Here is a 15,479-nt window from a genome sequence, read left to right on the forward strand (position 1 = left end):
GGGATGATCGCCCCATACCGGCGCCGGACCGGCGCGTCCGCTCGTTCGTCGACCGGATCGGTGCCCGACCTGGAGGAGGAGCATCCGTGGCTCTCGACGCCACCGCCGTGTCGCTGGTGGTCCTCGGACTGCTCATCGTGCTGGCGGCGCTCGCGGACCGCCTCGCGGGCGGGGCCCTGGCCGCCGTCCCCGGCGCGGTGCGGGACACCGCGATCGTCGGTGTCCTGGTCGCCCTCGCGGGTGTCCCGTTCGCCCTGGTCGCCACCGACGAGGCCCTGGCCGCGGCGGACTCGCCGGTGCTGGGCTGGGTCGTCGAGAACCGCACCACCGGGCTGACCGCCGCCGCCGAGGGCGTCTCGCTGGTCGGCGGCACCGTCGGCACCGGCGGGCTCGCCGTCCTCTCGGCCGTGGTGCTCTTCGGGCGCGGTCACCGGCGCACGGCGCTGATCTGGGTGCTGGGCGTCGTCGCGGGATCCGTGACGATCCGGCTGGTCAAGCTCGCGGTCGAGCGTCCGCGTCCGCCCGAGTTCCTGCGCCTCGCCCCGGAGACGACGGCGTCCCTGCCGTCGGGTCACGCCCTGATGAGCGCCCTCGGGCTGGGGCTCACGGCGGCCGCGGTGATCGCCCTGACCGTCGGGACGCGGCACGCCGCCCTCGTGCGCACGGTGGCGGTCGAGCTCGCGGTCCTCGGCGCGCTGCTGGTCGGCGCCAGCCGCGTCTACCTCGGCGTCCACTGGACCACCGACGTGACCGCCGGCTGGCTCCTCGGGGCGGCGCTGGCCACGACCTGCGTGACCCTGGCCCGCGTGCTCGACGCCCGGGACCGCCTGGGCGACAGCCCGGCCCCGGACCCGTGGCTCCGCGACCCCGTGACGGATTCCCCGAAGGATTGACCCCCGGACGGGGTGCCGATCGGCCCCACTGATCACCAACCGGCGCCCGATTGCTCCGTCCGAGATGCTCTGCCTACGCTTGTCTCGTCCGCTCGGGTGAACGAGGTGAGCTGTGGTTGCCGTACCGCTGCTCGTGCTGGGCGCACGCGTCTCCGGCCTCGTCACGGCGCTCTTCCTCGCCCACCAGGGCTTCCCCGTGCACGTCCTCGAGCGCGACCCGCCCCAGGACGGCGACCAGGACGTCGCCGTCCTGCCCCCGCACGCGCTGCGGGAGCTGGCCGTCCTCGGCCTCGCCGACGCCGTCTGCGCCCGGGCCTGGGAGCCGGTCCGGCTCACGCACGCCGACGCCGGGACCGGCGCGCTGCTGCGTGTCGTCGATCTCGGTGGCGCCGTCCGCACGCGGTTCGGCCGCCCCTACGTCCTCGTCCCGCACGCCGTGCTCCGCGCCCTGCTCGTCGCGGCCTGCGCAGCCGACGAGATGGTCACCGTCGAGTACGGCCGCGCCGTGGCCGCGGTGGAGGACCTCGGCGACGCCGCGCTCGTCACCGACGACACCGGCGGGACCTACCGCGCCGAGGCCGTGGTGGGCGCCGACGGCCCCGGCAGCCGGCTGCGGGGGCACCTGGGCGGCGGTCACGCCGTCTCCGCGCCCTACCTGCTGCACCGCGCGCCCGCGCCGGCGCCGCCCGACGGCGTCCTGCGGCTGTGGTCCTCCCCGTCGCTGCACGTCACGCACGCCGAGGTCCCGGGCGGCGGGGGAACGGTGTCGGTGACGGTGCGCGTCGACGCCCTCGACGAGATGCACCGCGACGGCGTCGCCGCCGTCGTCGGTCGGCTCATGGCGGCCACGGCGCCGGACGTCCGCGCGGCGGCAGGCGAGGCCGTCGGGACCCGCCCGCCACGCGTGCTGCGCCACCACGTGCCGCTGCAGCGGGACGCGCGCCACCGGATGACCGTCGTCGGCGCCGCGGCCCAGCCGATGCTGCCGCACACGGCGCAGGCCGTCGCGGTCGATCTCCTCGACGCGGCGGCGCTCGGGCGCGCCTTCGACCACGCGGACGGGCGGATCGTGCCGGCCCTCGACGAGTACGCCCACGTGCGGGCGGACCCGCGCGCGGCCACGGCCGTCCGGGCGCACGACTTCGCCGCCCTCTGCCACGCCGAGGGCCTGGTGCGCCGCATGCGCGACCGGCTCTGGCGCAGCGACGCCATCGACGCCACGGCGGCCGTCGTCGACGCCGGCGCGTGGGGTCCGGTCACGGGCGGGCCTGCCGGTCGCCCGGGGCCGGCCGACGGCCGCTGGGCGGGCCCGGAGCGTCCCGGCGTGGCGGGGCCGCCCCGGGATTCCCCCGGCCCCGCCGGTCCCATGGCCGGGTGACGCCCGGCACGGGAGGATGCGGCGGCGTGAGCACCCCCACCGAGAGCTCCACCGACGACGTCCTCACCGCCGACACCGTCGCCCTCGACGGGGTGCGCCTGCACCACCGCGTCGGGGGCAGCGGCCCGCCCGTCGTGCTGCTGCACGGCTGGCCGCAGACCGGCCACTGCTGGCGCCACGTCGCCGGTCCGCTGGCCGCCGACCACACCGTGATCGTCCCCGACCTGCGCGGCTACGGGGCCAGCGACAAGCCCACGGGCGGCTTCGACAAGCGCACGATGGCGCGCGACATCTCCTCGCTCGTCGAGCACCTCGGCCACGAGCGGGTCGCCGTCGTCGGGCACGACCGCGGCGGGCGGATCGCACACCGCTGGGCGCTCGACCGGCCCGAGCAGGTCACGCGCCTCGCCGTCCTCGACATCGCCCCGAGCCGCGCCACGTGGCAGCGCATGGACGGCGACCTGGGCGCGAAGTACTGGCACTGGCTCTTCCACCTGCAGCCCGACCTGCCCGAGCGGTTGGCCGGCGCCGACGTCGAGGGCTATCTGCGCTACTTCCTCGAGAAGTGGACCTATGCGCGCGAGGGCCTCGAGCCGTCGGCGATCGCGGAGTACGTCCGCGCGTTCTCGCAGCCCGGGGCGCTGCGCTGCGGCTTCGACGACTACCGCGCCCACCCCGTCGACGCCGCGCACGACGAGGAGGACCACGCCGCGGGCCGGCGCGTCACCCAGCCGCTGCTCGCGCTGTGGGGCGCCGACGGGGTCATGGGCACGACGCTGCCGCTGCTCGACATGTGGCGCGAGTACGCCGACGACGTGCGCGGGCGGGCGATCGAGCGCTGCGGGCACTTCGTGCCCGAGGAGCGGCCCGCGGAGGTCCTCGAGGAGTTGCGGGGCTTCCTCGCGCAGGCAGGATGAGGACGTGAGCAGCCCCCTGAAGATCGAGGCCGATCCCGAGGAGCTGGGCTTCGACCCGGCACGCCTGAACCGCATCGAGGAGCACTTCACCCGCTACGTCGACGACGGACGTCTCGCGGGCTGGCACGCGGTGGTGGCCCGCGACGGGAAGGTCGTGCACTCGTCGAGCGCCGGCCACCGCGACGCGGAGGCCGGGCTGCCGGTCACCGACGACACCCGCTGGCGCCTCTACTCGATGACGAAGCCGATCACCTCGGTGGCGGCGATGATGCTCTGGGAGCGCGGGCTCTTCGAGCTGACCGACCCGATCAGCCGCTGGCTGCCCGAGTTCGCCGAGCCGCGGGTGTACGTCAAGGGCTCGTCCGGCAAGCCGCTGCTCGAGGCGGCCACCGAGCCCATCCGCGTGTGGCACCTGCTGACCCACACCGCCGGGCTGACCTACGGCTTCCACCACGCCCACCCCGTCGACGAGCTCTACCGCGCCGCCGGATTCGAGTGGTCCGCGCCCGCGGGCCTCGACCTCGCCGGCTGCGTCGAGGCGTGGGCGAAGCTGCCGCTGGTGTTCCAGCCGGGCACGGAGTGGAACTACAGCCACGCCACCGACGTCCTCGGCCGGCTGATCGAGGTCGTGGCGGGTCAGCCGCTCGACACGTTCCTCCAGGAGAACGTCCTCGGGCCGCTGGGCATGGACGCCACCGGCTTCGTCGTCGACGACCCCGACCGTCTCGCCGCCCTGTACCTCCAGAACCCGTCGACGGGCCGTGCCCTGCTCGCCGAGACGGCCGGGATGGGGGCGATGGCCCGCGAGGCCCTCGAGCCCACGTGGCTCGGCGGCGGGGGCGGGCTCGTCTCGACGGCCGGGGACTACCACCGGTTCACGCGGATGCTGCTGGGTCGCGGGGAGGTCGACGGCGTCCGCCTGCTCGGCAGCCGCACCGTCGACTACATGGGCCGCAACCACCTGCCCGGCGGCCTCGACCTCGAGCAGGTCGGGCGGCCCCTGTTCGCCGAGATGCCGTTCGACGGGGTCGGGTTCGGCCTCGGGTTCTCGGTGGTGACCGACCCCGTCCGCTACCGCACGCCCGCCAGCCCCGGCGAGATGGCGTGGGGCGGGGCGGCGAGCACCGCGTTCTGGGTCGATCCCCTCGAGCGCATCTCGGCGATGTTCTTCACCCAGTTGCTGCCCTCGAGCGCGCACCCCATCCGCACGCAGCTGCGCGGGCTCGTCTACCAGGCGCTGATCGACTGAGCGCGTCCGCCCGAGGCGCACGGCCGGGTGCGCGGCCACCGCGCCGGCCCCGATCGTTGCGCTGCGTGATCGGATCGGGACGAAGCGGGTGCACGGAAATCTTTCCGATCGTCACTCGGGAAGGGGGCTGCGTCCGTGCGGGCGGCTGGGTAGCGTCGTCGCGACTCGGACGAGGGACGGCATCGGGCACAGCCAGTGACCAGTGCCGTCGTCGTGACGGGTGATCCCGCCGCGTGAGCTGTGACAGCGGGTCGGGACCAGGCGGCCACCGGGAGCCAGCATGAATGCGACATCAGGACCTCGCCGACGACCGAACGGACCACATCCCGAGCGCACCGCGCCGGACGAGCCCACGGTGCCGGCGCAGCGCACGGCGGCCGACGTCTACGGGGTGAGCGACGACCAGGTGCACCGCGCCCGGATCGCCGTGGCGCGCAACTCCCTCGACTCCGAGGACTGCCGCGAACTGCTCGACATGCTCGGACTCATCGGCGAGGGGGGCGACCCGCCTCCGGTCCGTCGCTGAGGCCAATTCGTCCGAGCCAGGACGGATTTGCGCGTGGGCGGCCCCTTCCCGGGTCGCTCCCGCGCTAGCGTGACCGCCGATGTCCGACCATGCCGAGGCCGCATCGCGCGATCCCGCCGGGACGCGCGGGGTCGTGCCGCGCCAGGCGCGGGCGCTGGCGACGCGGAGCGCGATCCTCGCCGCGGCCGCCGAGGAGTTCGCCGACGCGTCGTACCACGAGGCGTCGCTCTCGCGGATCCTCGAGCGCAGCAAGGTCACCAAGGGCGCCCTGTACTTCCACTTCGTCTCCAAGGAGAGCATCGCGCTCGCCGTGGTCGACGAGATGGAGGTGGTGTGCCGCGAGATCGTCGACCACGCCGCGGCACGCGGCCTCGACCCGCTCCGGACGGCGGCCCAGGTGGCCCGCGAGGTCCAGGACGCCGTCGCCGGCACCACGCTGCGCGCCGGGCAGCGGCTGTGCTCCCAGGGCTTCGCCGGCCCCCACCGCCCCGGATGGCCCTTCCGGTTCTGGGAGGAGGTCTTCCTCGACCTCTTCGCCCGTGCCGGCGAGGCGGGGCTCCTGCGGCCCGGGGTCGACCCCGCCTCCTTCGCGCGCACGGTGGTCGACGTGTCCGCGGGCGCCTTCGTCGTCTCCCTCGGCATCACTCGGCTCGCCGACCTCGCCCAGCGGGTGTGCGAGAACTGGGAGCTGCTCCTGAGCTGCACCGCCGACCCCGGCTGGCTGGAGGGCTGGCGCGCCGAGGGCGGCATGGGGGCGGTGCTCGGTCCGCATCTCCTGGCCGGACGGGGAGACGGAAGGGGGTGGGTGCCGGAGTCCTGAGCTCCGTCACCTATGCTTGGTCCGCTCCCAACGGGTACGCCGTTGGCGGGTAGGGTCCTCAGCCAGAGGGTCGCGCCCCCATCGTTCAGCGGCCTAGGACTCCGCCCTTTCAAGGCGGCAACGCGGGTTCGAATCCCGTTGGGGGTACGGTAGGTCAGCACGATCAAGGCCCAGTGGCGCAGTTGGTTAGCGCGTCGCCCTGTCACGGCGAAGGTCGCGGGTTCGAGTCCCGTCTGGGTCGCTCCACGGTCGAGGTTCTTCCTCGACCTCTCGGCCAGGTAGCTCAGTCGGTACGAGCGATCGCCTGAAAAGCGATAGGTCGGCGGTTCGACCCCGCCCCTGGCCACCCCTGCCCACCAGCGGAAACGCTCGGTGGGCGTTGTGCTTTCGGGGCCGTCTGCACCAATCCCTGCACCAACGGGTCATCACAGGTCCTTCCACTCGATGGCGTCGAGCGCCTGACGCATGGCGTCGAGGTTGGTGTGGGCGTAGATCGCCATCGTGATGTCGACGTGCGCGTGGCGGGCGATGGCCTGGACCACGTGCGGCGGCGTCCCGAGGTCGAGCAACAGGCTGACCACGGTGTGACGCAGATCGTGGAGCCGGACGTCGGGCAGCCCGGCGGTGACGCGCAGCCCGTCGAAGTGACGGTTGAGGTTCCGCGGCTCCAGCGGCTTACCGATCGTCGAGGGAAAGACGAGGTCGTGGTCCTCCCACCGGCCGGCCGTGGCGCGGTCCTTGTCCTGACGCCGACGGTGCTCCTCCAGGACGCGGCGGGTGACCTTGGGCAGCGGGATCGTCGCCTCCGAGGCGTCCGACTTGGCCGGCCCGACGTAGAGCTCACCGGCCGCTCTCGCGACCGTCTGCGCGACGGTGAGCGTGGCGCGCTCGAAGTCGATGTCCTGCCAGCGCAGGCCCAGCAGCTCGCCGTGACGTAGCCCGAGCGTGGCGGCGGTGACGTAGAGCGCGTACCAGCGCGTCCCCTTCGCCGCGTCGAGCAGGCTCTTGGCCTGGGCCACGGTGAGCCCCTTGCCGACCTTGTACTTCGGTGTCGAGACCTTCACGAGCTTGGCGACGTTGCGCATGACCAGCTCCTCGCGCTCGGCGTTGCTCAGCGCGTTCCGGAGCACGGCGTGGACGTACTGGACTTGACGGGCCGTGGGCCGGCGCTCGCAGCACCGCAGGCCGGGGCGGCAGCACGCCGGCTGCTTCGGCTTCCGTCTCGCGTGACGGCCGTTGGTGCAGCACAAGCACTTCGCGCGGACCGTGCTGATGAAGTGGCGGACATCGGCACCGGTGAGCCGGTCGAGGCGCTTCGTGCCGAGGCTCGGGACGATGTGCAGCCGGACCACCGACTCGTACCCGTGGTACGTCGTGAGCCGGCGCTCGACCTTGACGATCGCGAGCCAATGCTCCAGGTACTCGGCGACCGACATCGACTTGTCCGGTATCGGGATGCCCTGATCGTTGTTCGACTGCAGCCGGACGAGCTCGGCGCGAGCGTCGTCGAAGCTGCGGGCGTACTTGCGCTTGCGCTCAAGGCGGCCCGACGCGGTGTAGACGTACGCCGAGGCGACCCACAGGCCATCGCTGGAGCGCTGGAAGATGCTGCCCTCGCCGTTGACCTTCCGGCCCTTCTTGCGCTCGCCGGCCATCACACGACCGCCTGGGCGTCGACGAGCCGCGCGACGTACTCCTCGAGCGATGCACGGGGGATGCGGCGGGAGCCGCCGATCTTCACCGAGCGGAGGTCGTGGTTGCGGAGCAGGTCGTAGACCTTGCACCGGCTGATCTTGAGCAGCTCGGCCGCTTCCTCGGCCGTGAACAGCAGCGCGTCCATGGGTCAGTCCTCCGGGAGCCGGCGGCCGAGGTGGCCGAGGTGGGCGTGGTCGAGCTGGTGGGCGAGGTCGTCGACCAGGGCGCGGGCGTCGCTGAGGTGGCCGTGCGCGTGGCAGAGGGCGCCGGTGGGGTCGGCGCCGCGGTCGTCGCGGTGCTCGGTGGGGTCGGCGCGGCGCAGCGACCGGGCGAGGAAGTCGAGGACCTGCGGGAGCCGGCGGACGAGCTCGGCGAGGTTGCCGACGGCGGCGCAGGCCTCGGGACCGTCGAGCACGCCGCGCACGGTCGCGTGGTTGGCGCTACGGACCGCCTCGGCGGCGCGCTCGAGCTTGCGGGCGACGAGGTTGGTCATCGCTGCACCTCCCCCGGCGAGACGTCGGCGGCGCGGTCGGTGGCGGCGCCGAGCTGGTGGGCGAATTCGCCGGCAGAGGACGAGACGGCCGGTCCGAGGGTCGGGAAGGCGGCGAAGAGCAGCACGAGGGTCACGACCCCGGAGACGAGCGCGGGCGCGGCCTTGCGGCTCTTGACCAGGAGCGCCGTCACCAGGCCGGCGATGATGACGATCGCGATGAGGTTCATCGGTGGGCCCGCCGTCCTTGCGCGGCGACGCGGTCGCAGTACTCGCCGTAGTCGCCGAGGTACGGAACGCGGATGCGCTCGCAGTCCCTGCCAAGGCCTGACAGGTACGCGACGCCGGGCGCGGCGTTGGCGTGCGCCTGCCCGAGCGCGCGGGCGTTGGTGCCGTGGAGCATCTCCAGCGAGTCGGCCGGCACCCTGAAGCTGAGCCGCAGGGCGAACTGGTCGCGGGCGTAGCCGCCGCCGACGGCGGTGGCCTCGAAGCGCTGGGCCAGCATCAGCACCCGGAACGTGGCCTTGCGGCCCTCAGAGAGCAGCCTCAGCACGGCGCTACGGATGCGGTCGCCGACCGGGATGCCCTCGCCGCGCTTGGGCTTCGGGAGCCCGTCAGCGGCTCGTAGGAGGCCGGGGAACTCCTCCAGCACGACGAGGATCGTCGGCGTGGCCGAGGTCGGCTCGATCTTGTCGCGGCGCGGCGGGATGGTGGCCAGCCGGCGGTCCATCTCGGCGACGAGGTCCTCCAGGAGGACGGCGTGGGCGGCGATGTCGCCGGTGCCAATGACCTGGTGGGGACGATGAGCGGTGTCGTCCCAGGCACGGCCGAGCAGCAGTCCGGTGATGTCCGAGCCGCTGACGAGGACGTCAGGAGCGGCGGCGAGCTGGGCGAGCAACCCGTAGGTGAACACCGACTTCCCGGACCCGTTCATGCCCTGCACCGCGAGGTGGGCAGGGTCGGTGAGGGCGTGCCCGAGGGTGGTGGCGTCCTCGGTGCGCCCGAGGATCACCGACTCAGCGCCGGACGCCACGGTGACCGGCGGGAGGCCGAAGCCGTCGCGCAGCGGGTCGGCGTCGAGCAGGTGCAGCCGTACCCAGCGCCCGGCGAGCGGTTCGACCCGCAGCGCGTGGGCGCCGAGGGTGTGTGCGAGGCGGGCGCCGTTCTCGCCCTTGGTGAAGTCGCCGGGCTCCTGGCCGGCCATCAGCTCGAAAGTGAACGAGGTGGGCGGGCCGAGACGGACCTCCCCGACCCGTGGGGTGCGGATGGTGACGCCGGCCGCAACGTGGACGTACTGGCACAGGGCGATGCCGGTACAGGCCTCGCGGAACGTCGACTTGAGCGAGGCGGCGAACACCAGGACGGAGGCTTCGTAGTCGCGGCGAGCGCGCTCGGCGCGGAGCCGGGCGAACAGCCCAGGGCGGTGGGCGCCGGGCCCGCGGGTGCGCCCGGAGCGGTGCTCGAGGCGGCGCGTGTGCTCGAGGGCGGTCATCGGATGGTCCTTTCGGTACAGGCGGCACAGAGCTGGCCGTCCACGGCGGGCACGGGGAACAGCAGCGCGCAGCCCGAGCACATGGGCTCGGCGTCGGCGACCGGGTCGGGGACGCCGGCCATCCGGGCGCGGCGGATGGCACGCCGGTCGGTGGGCGTGGTCGCTGCCCACAGGCCGTGGTCCTGACCGCTGTCGAGCGCCCAGCGCAGGCACTCGGTGGCGACGGGACAGGCCCCGCAGATCGGGGCGACGGCGATCCGGTGGCGAGCGACGATCGTGCTGGCGTCGTCCTCCGACGGCGGGAAGAACAGCTCCGGGTCGGCGTCGCGGCACGCCGCGGCGGTCTGCCAGCTCATGACGCCGCCGCCTCGGACTGCGCCGGCGCCGTCTCACCGCGCCGGGGACGCGGGGCCGTCGAGGCGATCGGCCGGACCTCCTGGGAGCGATACCAGACCTGCGCGCCGGTGACGTTGCCGTTGCGGTCCTTCTTGTCCATGACGCCGATCTCGAAGCCGACGAGCTCCACCGGAGTGGCCGGCGCGAGGTCCTCGGCGGGCGGGCGCTCGGCGACCAGGCCGACCTTGATGATCTCGTTGGTGGCCCGGCCAAACTGGCGGAAGCGGGCGACGAGCTGGGCCTCCCACTTGGGCAGGCCGTCCTTGGTGGTCTCCTGCCGGAACGAGTCCCCGAACGCGATCTTGGGCTCGCACGACAGGAACAGCAGCGACTCGAAGGTCGCGGCCTGGTCGATGGCGAAGTTCTGGATCACGTGCTCCTCCTCGCTCGTACTCCTCTAGACGAGATGACACTAGCAGCAGAGAGATAGACGTCTAGAGGAGTAGGGCGAGACGTTACGGAGCTGTTGTCCGCGCAGGTCAGCGCGCCGGGACCTCGTACTCCAACACGTAGGCCGGCGCGGCCTTGAGGGTGTCGCAGACCTCCAGCGGCCGGCCAGTCGTGTCGTAGGCGGTGCGTACGAGGACGACGACGGGCACGCCGACGGTGAGCTGGAGCCGGCGCCGTTCCTCGGCGCTGGGCATGCGCGCGGAGACCTCTTCGGTGAAGTGGTCCAACTCGAAGCCCATGTCCTCTAGCCGCGCGTAGATGCCGCCGGGGCCGGTGTCGGCCTCAACGATGCGCGAGCCGACGGCGACCGATGCGGGCAGGTAGGAGACAGCGGTCTCGACCGGCTGCTCGTCGGCGAGGTAACGCCGGGACCGGCTCACAACCTCCTCGCCGTCAGCTAGGCGCAGCCGATCACGAATCTCGGGCGTGGCCGGCCCTGTCGCGATTTCCAGCTGGTCGACGTTCGGCGTGAAGCCGGTCTTCTGGGCCTCGACGCTGAAGGCTGCGAGCCCGGCTTCCCGGTGGCGTCGCGCGAAGCGCTCGGAGGCGAGCCGGCGCACCTGGACCGGCTGGCGGACGAAGGTGCCGCGCCCGTGCTCCGCGACCACGCGCCCTTCGTTGCGCAGCTCCTGAACGGCCTGGCGCACCGTCATACGGGCCACGCCGTAGTGCTCGATGAGTACCGCCTCGCTGGGCAGCTTGTCGCCGGCCACGAGGTCGCCGCGGTCGATCGCGGCACGGAGGTGGTCGGCGATCTGCCGGTAAGGCGGCCGGTCGTCCGCACGGTCGATGACACCGAGCTGCACGACTCCTCCAGACGACTGGACCTCTACGATCGGTGCCAAACGCTACCGAACGGTGACGAACGTCAGGAGGCGACAGTGGCGGACACGCCCAAGCACTCGGTCAGCGTCGCCGGCATCGTCGTCGACGACCAAGACCGCGTCCTTGTCGTTCAGCGCCGCGACAACGGGCATTGGGAACCGCCGGGGGGCGTGCTTGAACTCGACGAGACGCCTGAAGAGGGAGTCCAGCGCGAGGTTTTCGAGGAAACCGGTGTTGTTGTTCGAGCTCTTTCGCTATCGGGCGTCTATAAGAATATGGCCCGTGGAATAATCTCGCTCGTCTTCCGATGCCGATATCAGTCTGGACATGCTCGGCCCACTGATGAGAGCGCGACGGTGCAATGGCTTTGCCTGGATGAGCTCAGAGTCCGAATGGCGGAGGCGTACTTCGTCCGCGTTGCTGACGCCTTCGAGTTGAATGTAGCGGTCCGTGCGCACGACGGCTACTCGCTCTTGTCGCTCGAATCAGGATCCGACAGATCGATCTCCTCGTGATCCACATCGTCGTCGAGATACCGATAGCGCTCTTCTAGTACCCGTGTGACGGCGCCCTTCGGAGGGTGGCTGAGTTTAACTTCGAGACCCCAACCTCGGAAGATGACGACCGACATCACCTCTGCGTGCATTTTCATCTGTTCGTATGAGAACCGCTCAAGCGGTACTTCCTCGTCGTCGGGTGACTCTGGCCGGCGAGAACGTCGCTCAATCTCCTCTCGCATCTCCGGACGGTGTACGTCTGCACGAGAACGGTAGTTCAAGACGACGTTGGAGACGACACTCAGAAGCTGCCAGTCAAGCCATCCTTCGTCCCGAAGTCTTCGAAAGTCCGCCTTCACTTCTCGATCCGCTAGAACTCTCGCGAGCGTGGTTGGCAAGTTTCGTCGAACGTTGGAGTACCGTTGAGCGATAGCCTCCATGGAGCGGGCCTTGTCGTAGCCTGGGCCAGCGCCGGAGAAGCCAGCTAGCTGAGAATTCCCTCGCGTTCCGGGTCCAACTACCAACATCTCCGGCATAGACGACCGGGCCTCAAAGAACTCCTGTGGCTTCTCTATCAGCTCGTCGATAGGGCGACCGGCGATGGTCTTCGTGATGAGGTCAGTCTCCATCAATGACACTCTCAGCGCGGCCTCCACGTCGGAGTACTTGCGCGCGGATGATCTGATCAAGATCGTGAAAAGACAGGCAATTATCTCCGCAGTCAACTCTTCGGAGTTTCCGGTCCTGATAGCGTTATCGCTCGGAACATACTTGGACAGTGTGATCTTCCAGTCGCCAGTGGCGTGGCCCGACGTGTCTTCAAGTTCGCACGTTGATTCGCCACCATCCGTGTGGCCAACAGATATGCGAATGCTTGTGAGAAGTGGAAGAAAGTCGAAGTGCGCCATCTCGGCTTGTACGATCTGTGCGATAACGACAAATCGCTCGCCGAGGCAACTGCTCTCTTGATCGTTACTCCAGCTTACCTGCCACGCAAAGCCAAGGGCCGACCAGTAGGCCGTGCATGTCGCGCCTGCATCGGAGACTATTGCTGAGGAAAATTCGTTGACTGTGTCCACAACGAACTGCTCGGCAGTCGACTCGACACGTTCATGCTCGACAGCTCGCTCATCGTCGAGACCACGAACAAACACAGAAACTGCAGCGAGGCTCTCGATGTACTGGCGAAGCGGTTGCAGCTCAGTGGAGTTGGAGAATCTATAGGCCGTGGCACACAAACTGCAGGCGTCCGCCATCTCTTCGTGAAGGGCGGCGTTCCACGGATCGCTCGAGTATTCTGCGTGAGCGTGTAAGGCGTCTTCTAGCGTGTCAAGCATCGAATACCAATGACCGCCGACGCCATCGGCAATGCTTGCCAGGAAAAGGCCGCGCGGGAACAGATACGACAGCCGGCCGTCGGTCGAGTTCACAGCCATCAGGCCCGCGGCTAGTGCATACATCTTGGAGGCCCAGGCAAGACGCAGTCGATAATAGATTCGTGAGATCACTAAGCAGGCCAGTAGCGTACCTTCTTTCGTGTCCCCACTCCACCACTTGCGCTTAGCCGTATGCATCTCCCTTAGCGCCTCGAGGTTGCGGTCTGCCTGGAGCAGCCGCATGCCGCGATCTCGGGCCCGGGCGGCAATGGCTTGCTCTCCTGCCTGAGCCGCGAACGCGTCATCTAGCCCATCTCGGATCGACGCGAACGAATCGAACTGCACTAGTAGCGGCGACATGAAATCAAATTGGTCTAGTGCGCTCCTTACAGGGAACAAGGGTGCGTCGGGCAGGAGCTGCACGAGCTGCTCGTACAGTGCCATCCCCCGCTCCGGACGATATAGTGTCAACCCTTCGAGTGCTTCGGAATCGACATCGTCGTCGCGCAACAAGCGAGCAGGGGGCGCAACAATTTCTTCGGCGGGAGACTCCGTCTCCGTCTCAGGTTGCAACACAGAAATGTCGGGTTTCACACAGAGTTCTGCGGCACAAGCTATCAACGAAGCTCTTACATTCGGCCCGGGGCTTTGGGTGATCAGCGTCTCTAGATGGTCAAGTAGCTGGTCCCGCCACGCGGTCTGCTCTTCTAGTGGTATTACGCTCAACCCGAGACCGTTAGCTGGCGCCAAGTAAGAGAGGAGCGTGCTTGCTTCGTCCATAATGGCCGGGTCATTGAGGTCTCGAAGCCTTGCGAAGAATTCTCGAGTGGCGCTGTCGCCATCTGCTGCGCTCGCTCCACGGTAGCGCGAGACTGCAGTCGAGTAGAGGGCGAGCTGGCGAGTCCGAGCGTTCGGGCTGCTCTTCAGCGGGGCCAACATCTGAGCCCACGCGTCGATGTCTTCTCGACCCTTATCATTGAAGAGAGCGAAATCTAGACCCGCTCGAATGTCAAGAAGCTCGGCAATCGTGGCAGCCTCGTTGCCATCCCGGTAGCGCTGTCGCCACTCGTCCCGCTTCTCCACGTACCAAGCGGGTCGTTCGTCCTCGGGGGGCTTCGTTACGAGCTCCCCAATGTCTACCGGAAGATGCAGGTACTCGCCGACTACCCACACAAGGTCGCTATCGCTTAAGAAGTCTGCAAGCGCGTGCTGATCTACAATCTCCAGTTGGAGGCCGATCTCCGTCATTGCTCGCTTGGCGACCGCGTGCCGCTGCGAAACAGCCATGGGTTGAGCGAAAAATGAATATACGCGGTCGACCGGCGACCCTTGTTCTGCGATCTTTCTAAGGTCGCGAATGATTTTCCCGGGTAAGTCGCTTTCTTGCAGCGTGCATGTGAAGACGATGGTCTCATCGCTAGCGCGCGCAGCAAAGGCGCTGACGGGGAACGGCTCGGAGGCCAAGTATGATACGAACGTCTCAAAGTCACGGCCCTGGTCGCCGCCTCGTGCGACTGGACCCGTGGCTGGCAGGATGTTGCTCGCAATGCGGGCGGCCGCCACTTCACGGCACAAGTGCTCGAACTCGTGATGGGCGTTCCGCTCTGCCATCTCGGCGAGGCCGAAGCGCAAAAGCCCTGCCACGCGCGCCTTCGAGCTATGACTCTGGTCGCTCGACACCTTCGTGATCTTAGCGGAAGGCCCAGAAACTTGGGATCACGACGGCTTTGTCCTCAGGTCGAGCATCCACTGAGAGATGTCTGTTGCCAGGAACGGACCGTGGTTTGTTGCGACCCAGCCCCGGTTGCCGTTGGTCATGGGTCGGACGCGGGAGCGGGTACGGCGGTAGTGCACGCGGCCGGTGGCCTGGCTGACGCGGGGTTTCCAGGTCTGGTGGGTGCGTCCCGCTTGAGCATCGAGCCGGTGGGGACGACGGTGAGCCAGTCGCTGGGGTAGGTCAGGGTGACCATCGTCGGCAGCCGGCCCGAGGCGTAGAGCGCGGTGTAGTCCAGCTCGTTGAGCCGGCGCACCATGCTCGCCCTGCTCTTGCGCGACCAGGACGTGATCGCCGTCCGGGGCGTCGGGGGCTCGGGCCACTCGCCGGTGGCGATGTGGGCGGCCACCGCGGCGTCGACGTCCTTCACATGCGCGACGCGCGCCCGCTCCTCGATGCGCTCCCGACGCGCCCAGTCCCGGCAGGCCACCGGCGAAGACGCCCGGTACTGCAACGCTCTTGAGAGCCTGGGTGTAAGTCCAGCTTGCAGAACCGCGGCGCAAATATTCGCGCGGCTCTTCAGCGACTACGACGTGATCGCCCTCCGCGGCGTAGGTGGCTCAGCCGCTCGCTGGTGGCGATCTGCGCGGATGCCGCGGCGTCGACCTCTCTTAAAGCCTCCGTCGGGCCGCCGCTTTTTGGTACCGTTACGCCGCGCTCAGTCATCGCAAGCGATTCGCGCTCCTAAGTACGTCCACTCG

Annotated in this window: 17 protein-coding genes and 3 tRNA genes; 10 read left to right on the plus strand and 10 right to left on the minus strand. The window is 69.6% G+C overall.

Annotated elements, in window-relative coordinates:
- The first annotated feature begins 86 nt into the window (after nucleotides 1-86).
- The 9 genes from OG774_RS23405 (at nucleotide 87) to OG774_RS23445 (ending at nucleotide 6,129) form a co-directional block, all read left to right on the plus strand.
- On the plus strand, nucleotides 87-893 hold the full coding sequence (locus tag OG774_RS23405) for a phosphatase PAP2 family protein (protein ID WP_328304780.1): 807 nt from the start codon (nucleotides 87-89) through the stop codon (nucleotides 891-893).
- A 112-nt stretch (nucleotides 894-1,005) separates the two neighbouring features.
- Nucleotides 1,006-2,271, plus strand: coding sequence for an FAD-dependent monooxygenase (locus OG774_RS23410; protein ID WP_328304781.1), 1,266 nt, complete (start codon nucleotides 1,006-1,008; stop codon nucleotides 2,269-2,271).
- Nucleotides 2,272-2,297: 26 nt separating this feature from the next.
- A complete protein-coding gene (locus tag OG774_RS23415; protein WP_328304782.1) occupies nucleotides 2,298-3,188 on the plus strand; it encodes an alpha/beta fold hydrolase in 891 nt (296 codons plus the stop codon).
- 4 nt (nucleotides 3,189-3,192) lie between these two features.
- Nucleotides 3,193-4,437: a serine hydrolase domain-containing protein gene (locus OG774_RS23420; protein WP_328304783.1), complete on the plus strand. Its 1,245-nt coding sequence runs from the start codon at nucleotides 3,193-3,195 to the stop codon at nucleotides 4,435-4,437.
- Nucleotides 4,438-4,792: 355 nt separating this feature from the next.
- Entirely contained in the window at nucleotides 4,793-4,963 is a 171-nt protein-coding gene (locus OG774_RS23425; RefSeq protein WP_274190983.1) for a hypothetical protein, read from the plus strand.
- 79 nt (nucleotides 4,964-5,042) lie between these two features.
- Nucleotides 5,043-5,783: a TetR/AcrR family transcriptional regulator gene (locus tag OG774_RS23430; RefSeq protein ID WP_328304784.1), complete on the plus strand. Its 741-nt coding sequence runs from the start codon at nucleotides 5,043-5,045 to the stop codon at nucleotides 5,781-5,783.
- A 74-nt stretch (nucleotides 5,784-5,857) separates the two neighbouring features.
- A tRNA-Glu gene (locus OG774_RS23435) sits at nucleotides 5,858-5,930 on the plus strand.
- Nucleotides 5,931-5,950: 20 nt separating this feature from the next.
- Nucleotides 5,951-6,024: transfer RNA gene (locus OG774_RS23440), tRNA-Asp, on the plus strand.
- Nucleotides 6,025-6,055: 31 nt separating this feature from the next.
- Nucleotides 6,056-6,129 (plus strand) — tRNA-Phe (locus OG774_RS23445).
- 79 nt (nucleotides 6,130-6,208) lie between these two features.
- Here OG774_RS23445 and OG774_RS23450 read toward each other — a convergent pair.
- The 8 genes from OG774_RS23450 to OG774_RS23485 all read right to left on the minus strand — a co-directional run bounded on the left by OG774_RS23450 (nucleotide 6,209) and on the right by OG774_RS23485 (nucleotide 11,112).
- Nucleotides 6,209-7,438: a tyrosine-type recombinase/integrase gene (locus OG774_RS23450; RefSeq protein WP_328304785.1), complete on the minus strand. Its 1,230-nt coding sequence runs from the start codon at nucleotides 7,436-7,438 to the stop codon at nucleotides 6,209-6,211.
- Nucleotides 7,438-7,623: a helix-turn-helix domain-containing protein gene (locus OG774_RS23455; RefSeq protein ID WP_116708278.1), complete on the minus strand. Its 186-nt coding sequence runs from the start codon at nucleotides 7,621-7,623 to the stop codon at nucleotides 7,438-7,440. Before OG774_RS23455 ends, OG774_RS23450 begins: the two co-directional genes overlap by 1 nt.
- Nucleotides 7,624-7,626: 3 nt before the next feature.
- Nucleotides 7,627-7,971: a hypothetical protein gene (locus tag OG774_RS23460; RefSeq protein ID WP_328304786.1), complete on the minus strand. Its 345-nt coding sequence runs from the start codon at nucleotides 7,969-7,971 to the stop codon at nucleotides 7,627-7,629.
- Entirely contained in the window at nucleotides 7,968-8,198 is a 231-nt protein-coding gene (locus tag OG774_RS23465; protein ID WP_328304788.1) for a hypothetical protein, read from the minus strand. Before OG774_RS23465 ends, OG774_RS23460 begins: the two co-directional genes overlap by 4 nt.
- Nucleotides 8,195-9,460 carry a hypothetical protein gene (locus tag OG774_RS23470; RefSeq protein ID WP_328304789.1) on the minus strand — a complete coding sequence of 422 codons (1,266 nt, stop codon included), beginning with the start codon at nucleotides 9,458-9,460 and terminating at the stop codon, nucleotides 8,195-8,197. The genes OG774_RS23465 and OG774_RS23470 overlap by 4 nt, the downstream gene beginning before the upstream one ends.
- Nucleotides 9,457-9,816, minus strand: coding sequence for a WhiB family transcriptional regulator (locus tag OG774_RS23475; protein ID WP_328304790.1), 360 nt, complete (start codon nucleotides 9,814-9,816; stop codon nucleotides 9,457-9,459). The genes OG774_RS23470 and OG774_RS23475 overlap by 4 nt, the downstream gene beginning before the upstream one ends.
- Nucleotides 9,813-10,229, minus strand: a complete 417-nt coding sequence (locus OG774_RS23480) for a hypothetical protein (RefSeq protein WP_328304791.1) — start codon at nucleotides 10,227-10,229, stop codon at nucleotides 9,813-9,815. The genes OG774_RS23475 and OG774_RS23480 overlap by 4 nt, the downstream gene beginning before the upstream one ends.
- A gap of 106 nt (nucleotides 10,230-10,335) precedes the next feature.
- Nucleotides 10,336-11,112, minus strand: a complete 777-nt coding sequence (locus OG774_RS23485) for a GntR family transcriptional regulator (RefSeq protein WP_328304792.1) — start codon at nucleotides 11,110-11,112, stop codon at nucleotides 10,336-10,338.
- Nucleotides 11,113-11,187: 75 nt separating this feature from the next.
- Between OG774_RS23485 and OG774_RS23490 the strand changes: the two genes are divergently transcribed.
- The gene (locus tag OG774_RS23490; protein ID WP_328304793.1) at nucleotides 11,188-11,646 is read left to right on the plus strand and encodes an NUDIX hydrolase; all 459 of its coding nucleotides are present in this window, start codon (nucleotides 11,188-11,190) and stop codon (nucleotides 11,644-11,646) included.
- Here the strand turns inward: OG774_RS23490 and OG774_RS23495 are convergent.
- On the minus strand, nucleotides 11,595-14,684 hold the full coding sequence (locus OG774_RS23495; RefSeq protein ID WP_328304794.1) for a hypothetical protein: 3,090 nt from the start codon (nucleotides 14,682-14,684) through the stop codon (nucleotides 11,595-11,597). The genes OG774_RS23490 and OG774_RS23495 overlap by 52 nt on opposite strands.
- 134 nt (nucleotides 14,685-14,818) lie before the next feature.
- Complete coding sequence (locus OG774_RS23500) at nucleotides 14,819-15,232, minus strand: hypothetical protein (protein WP_328304795.1); 414 nt, start codon at nucleotides 15,230-15,232, stop codon at nucleotides 14,819-14,821.
- Between the last annotated feature and the right edge of the window lie 247 nt (nucleotides 15,233-15,479).

Source organism: Actinomycetospora sp. NBC_00405, from assembly GCF_036044095.1.
GTDB classification, from domain to species: Bacteria; Actinomycetota; Actinomycetes; order Mycobacteriales; family Pseudonocardiaceae; genus Actinomycetospora; species Actinomycetospora callitridis.

Coding starts and splice junctions, on each gene's coding strand:
- OG774_RS23455 (WP_116708278.1), bottom strand. CDS start 7,623: ATGGACGCGCTGCTGTTCACGGCCGAGGAAGCGGCCGAGCTGCTCAAG.
- OG774_RS23470 (WP_328304789.1), bottom strand. CDS start 9,460: ATGACCGCCCTCGAGCACACGCGCCGCCTCGAGCACCGCTCCGGGCGC.
- OG774_RS23430 (WP_328304784.1), top strand. CDS start 5,043: ATGTCCGACCATGCCGAGGCCGCATCGCGCGATCCCGCCGGGACGCGC.
- OG774_RS23460 (WP_328304786.1), bottom strand. CDS start 7,971: ATGACCAACCTCGTCGCCCGCAAGCTCGAGCGCGCCGCCGAGGCGGTC.
- OG774_RS23465 (WP_328304788.1), bottom strand. CDS start 8,198: ATGAACCTCATCGCGATCGTCATCATCGCCGGCCTGGTGACGGCGCTC.
- OG774_RS23475 (WP_328304790.1), bottom strand. CDS start 9,816: ATGAGCTGGCAGACCGCCGCGGCGTGCCGCGACGCCGACCCGGAGCTG.
- OG774_RS23450 (WP_328304785.1), bottom strand. CDS start 7,438: ATGGCCGGCGAGCGCAAGAAGGGCCGGAAGGTCAACGGCGAGGGCAGC.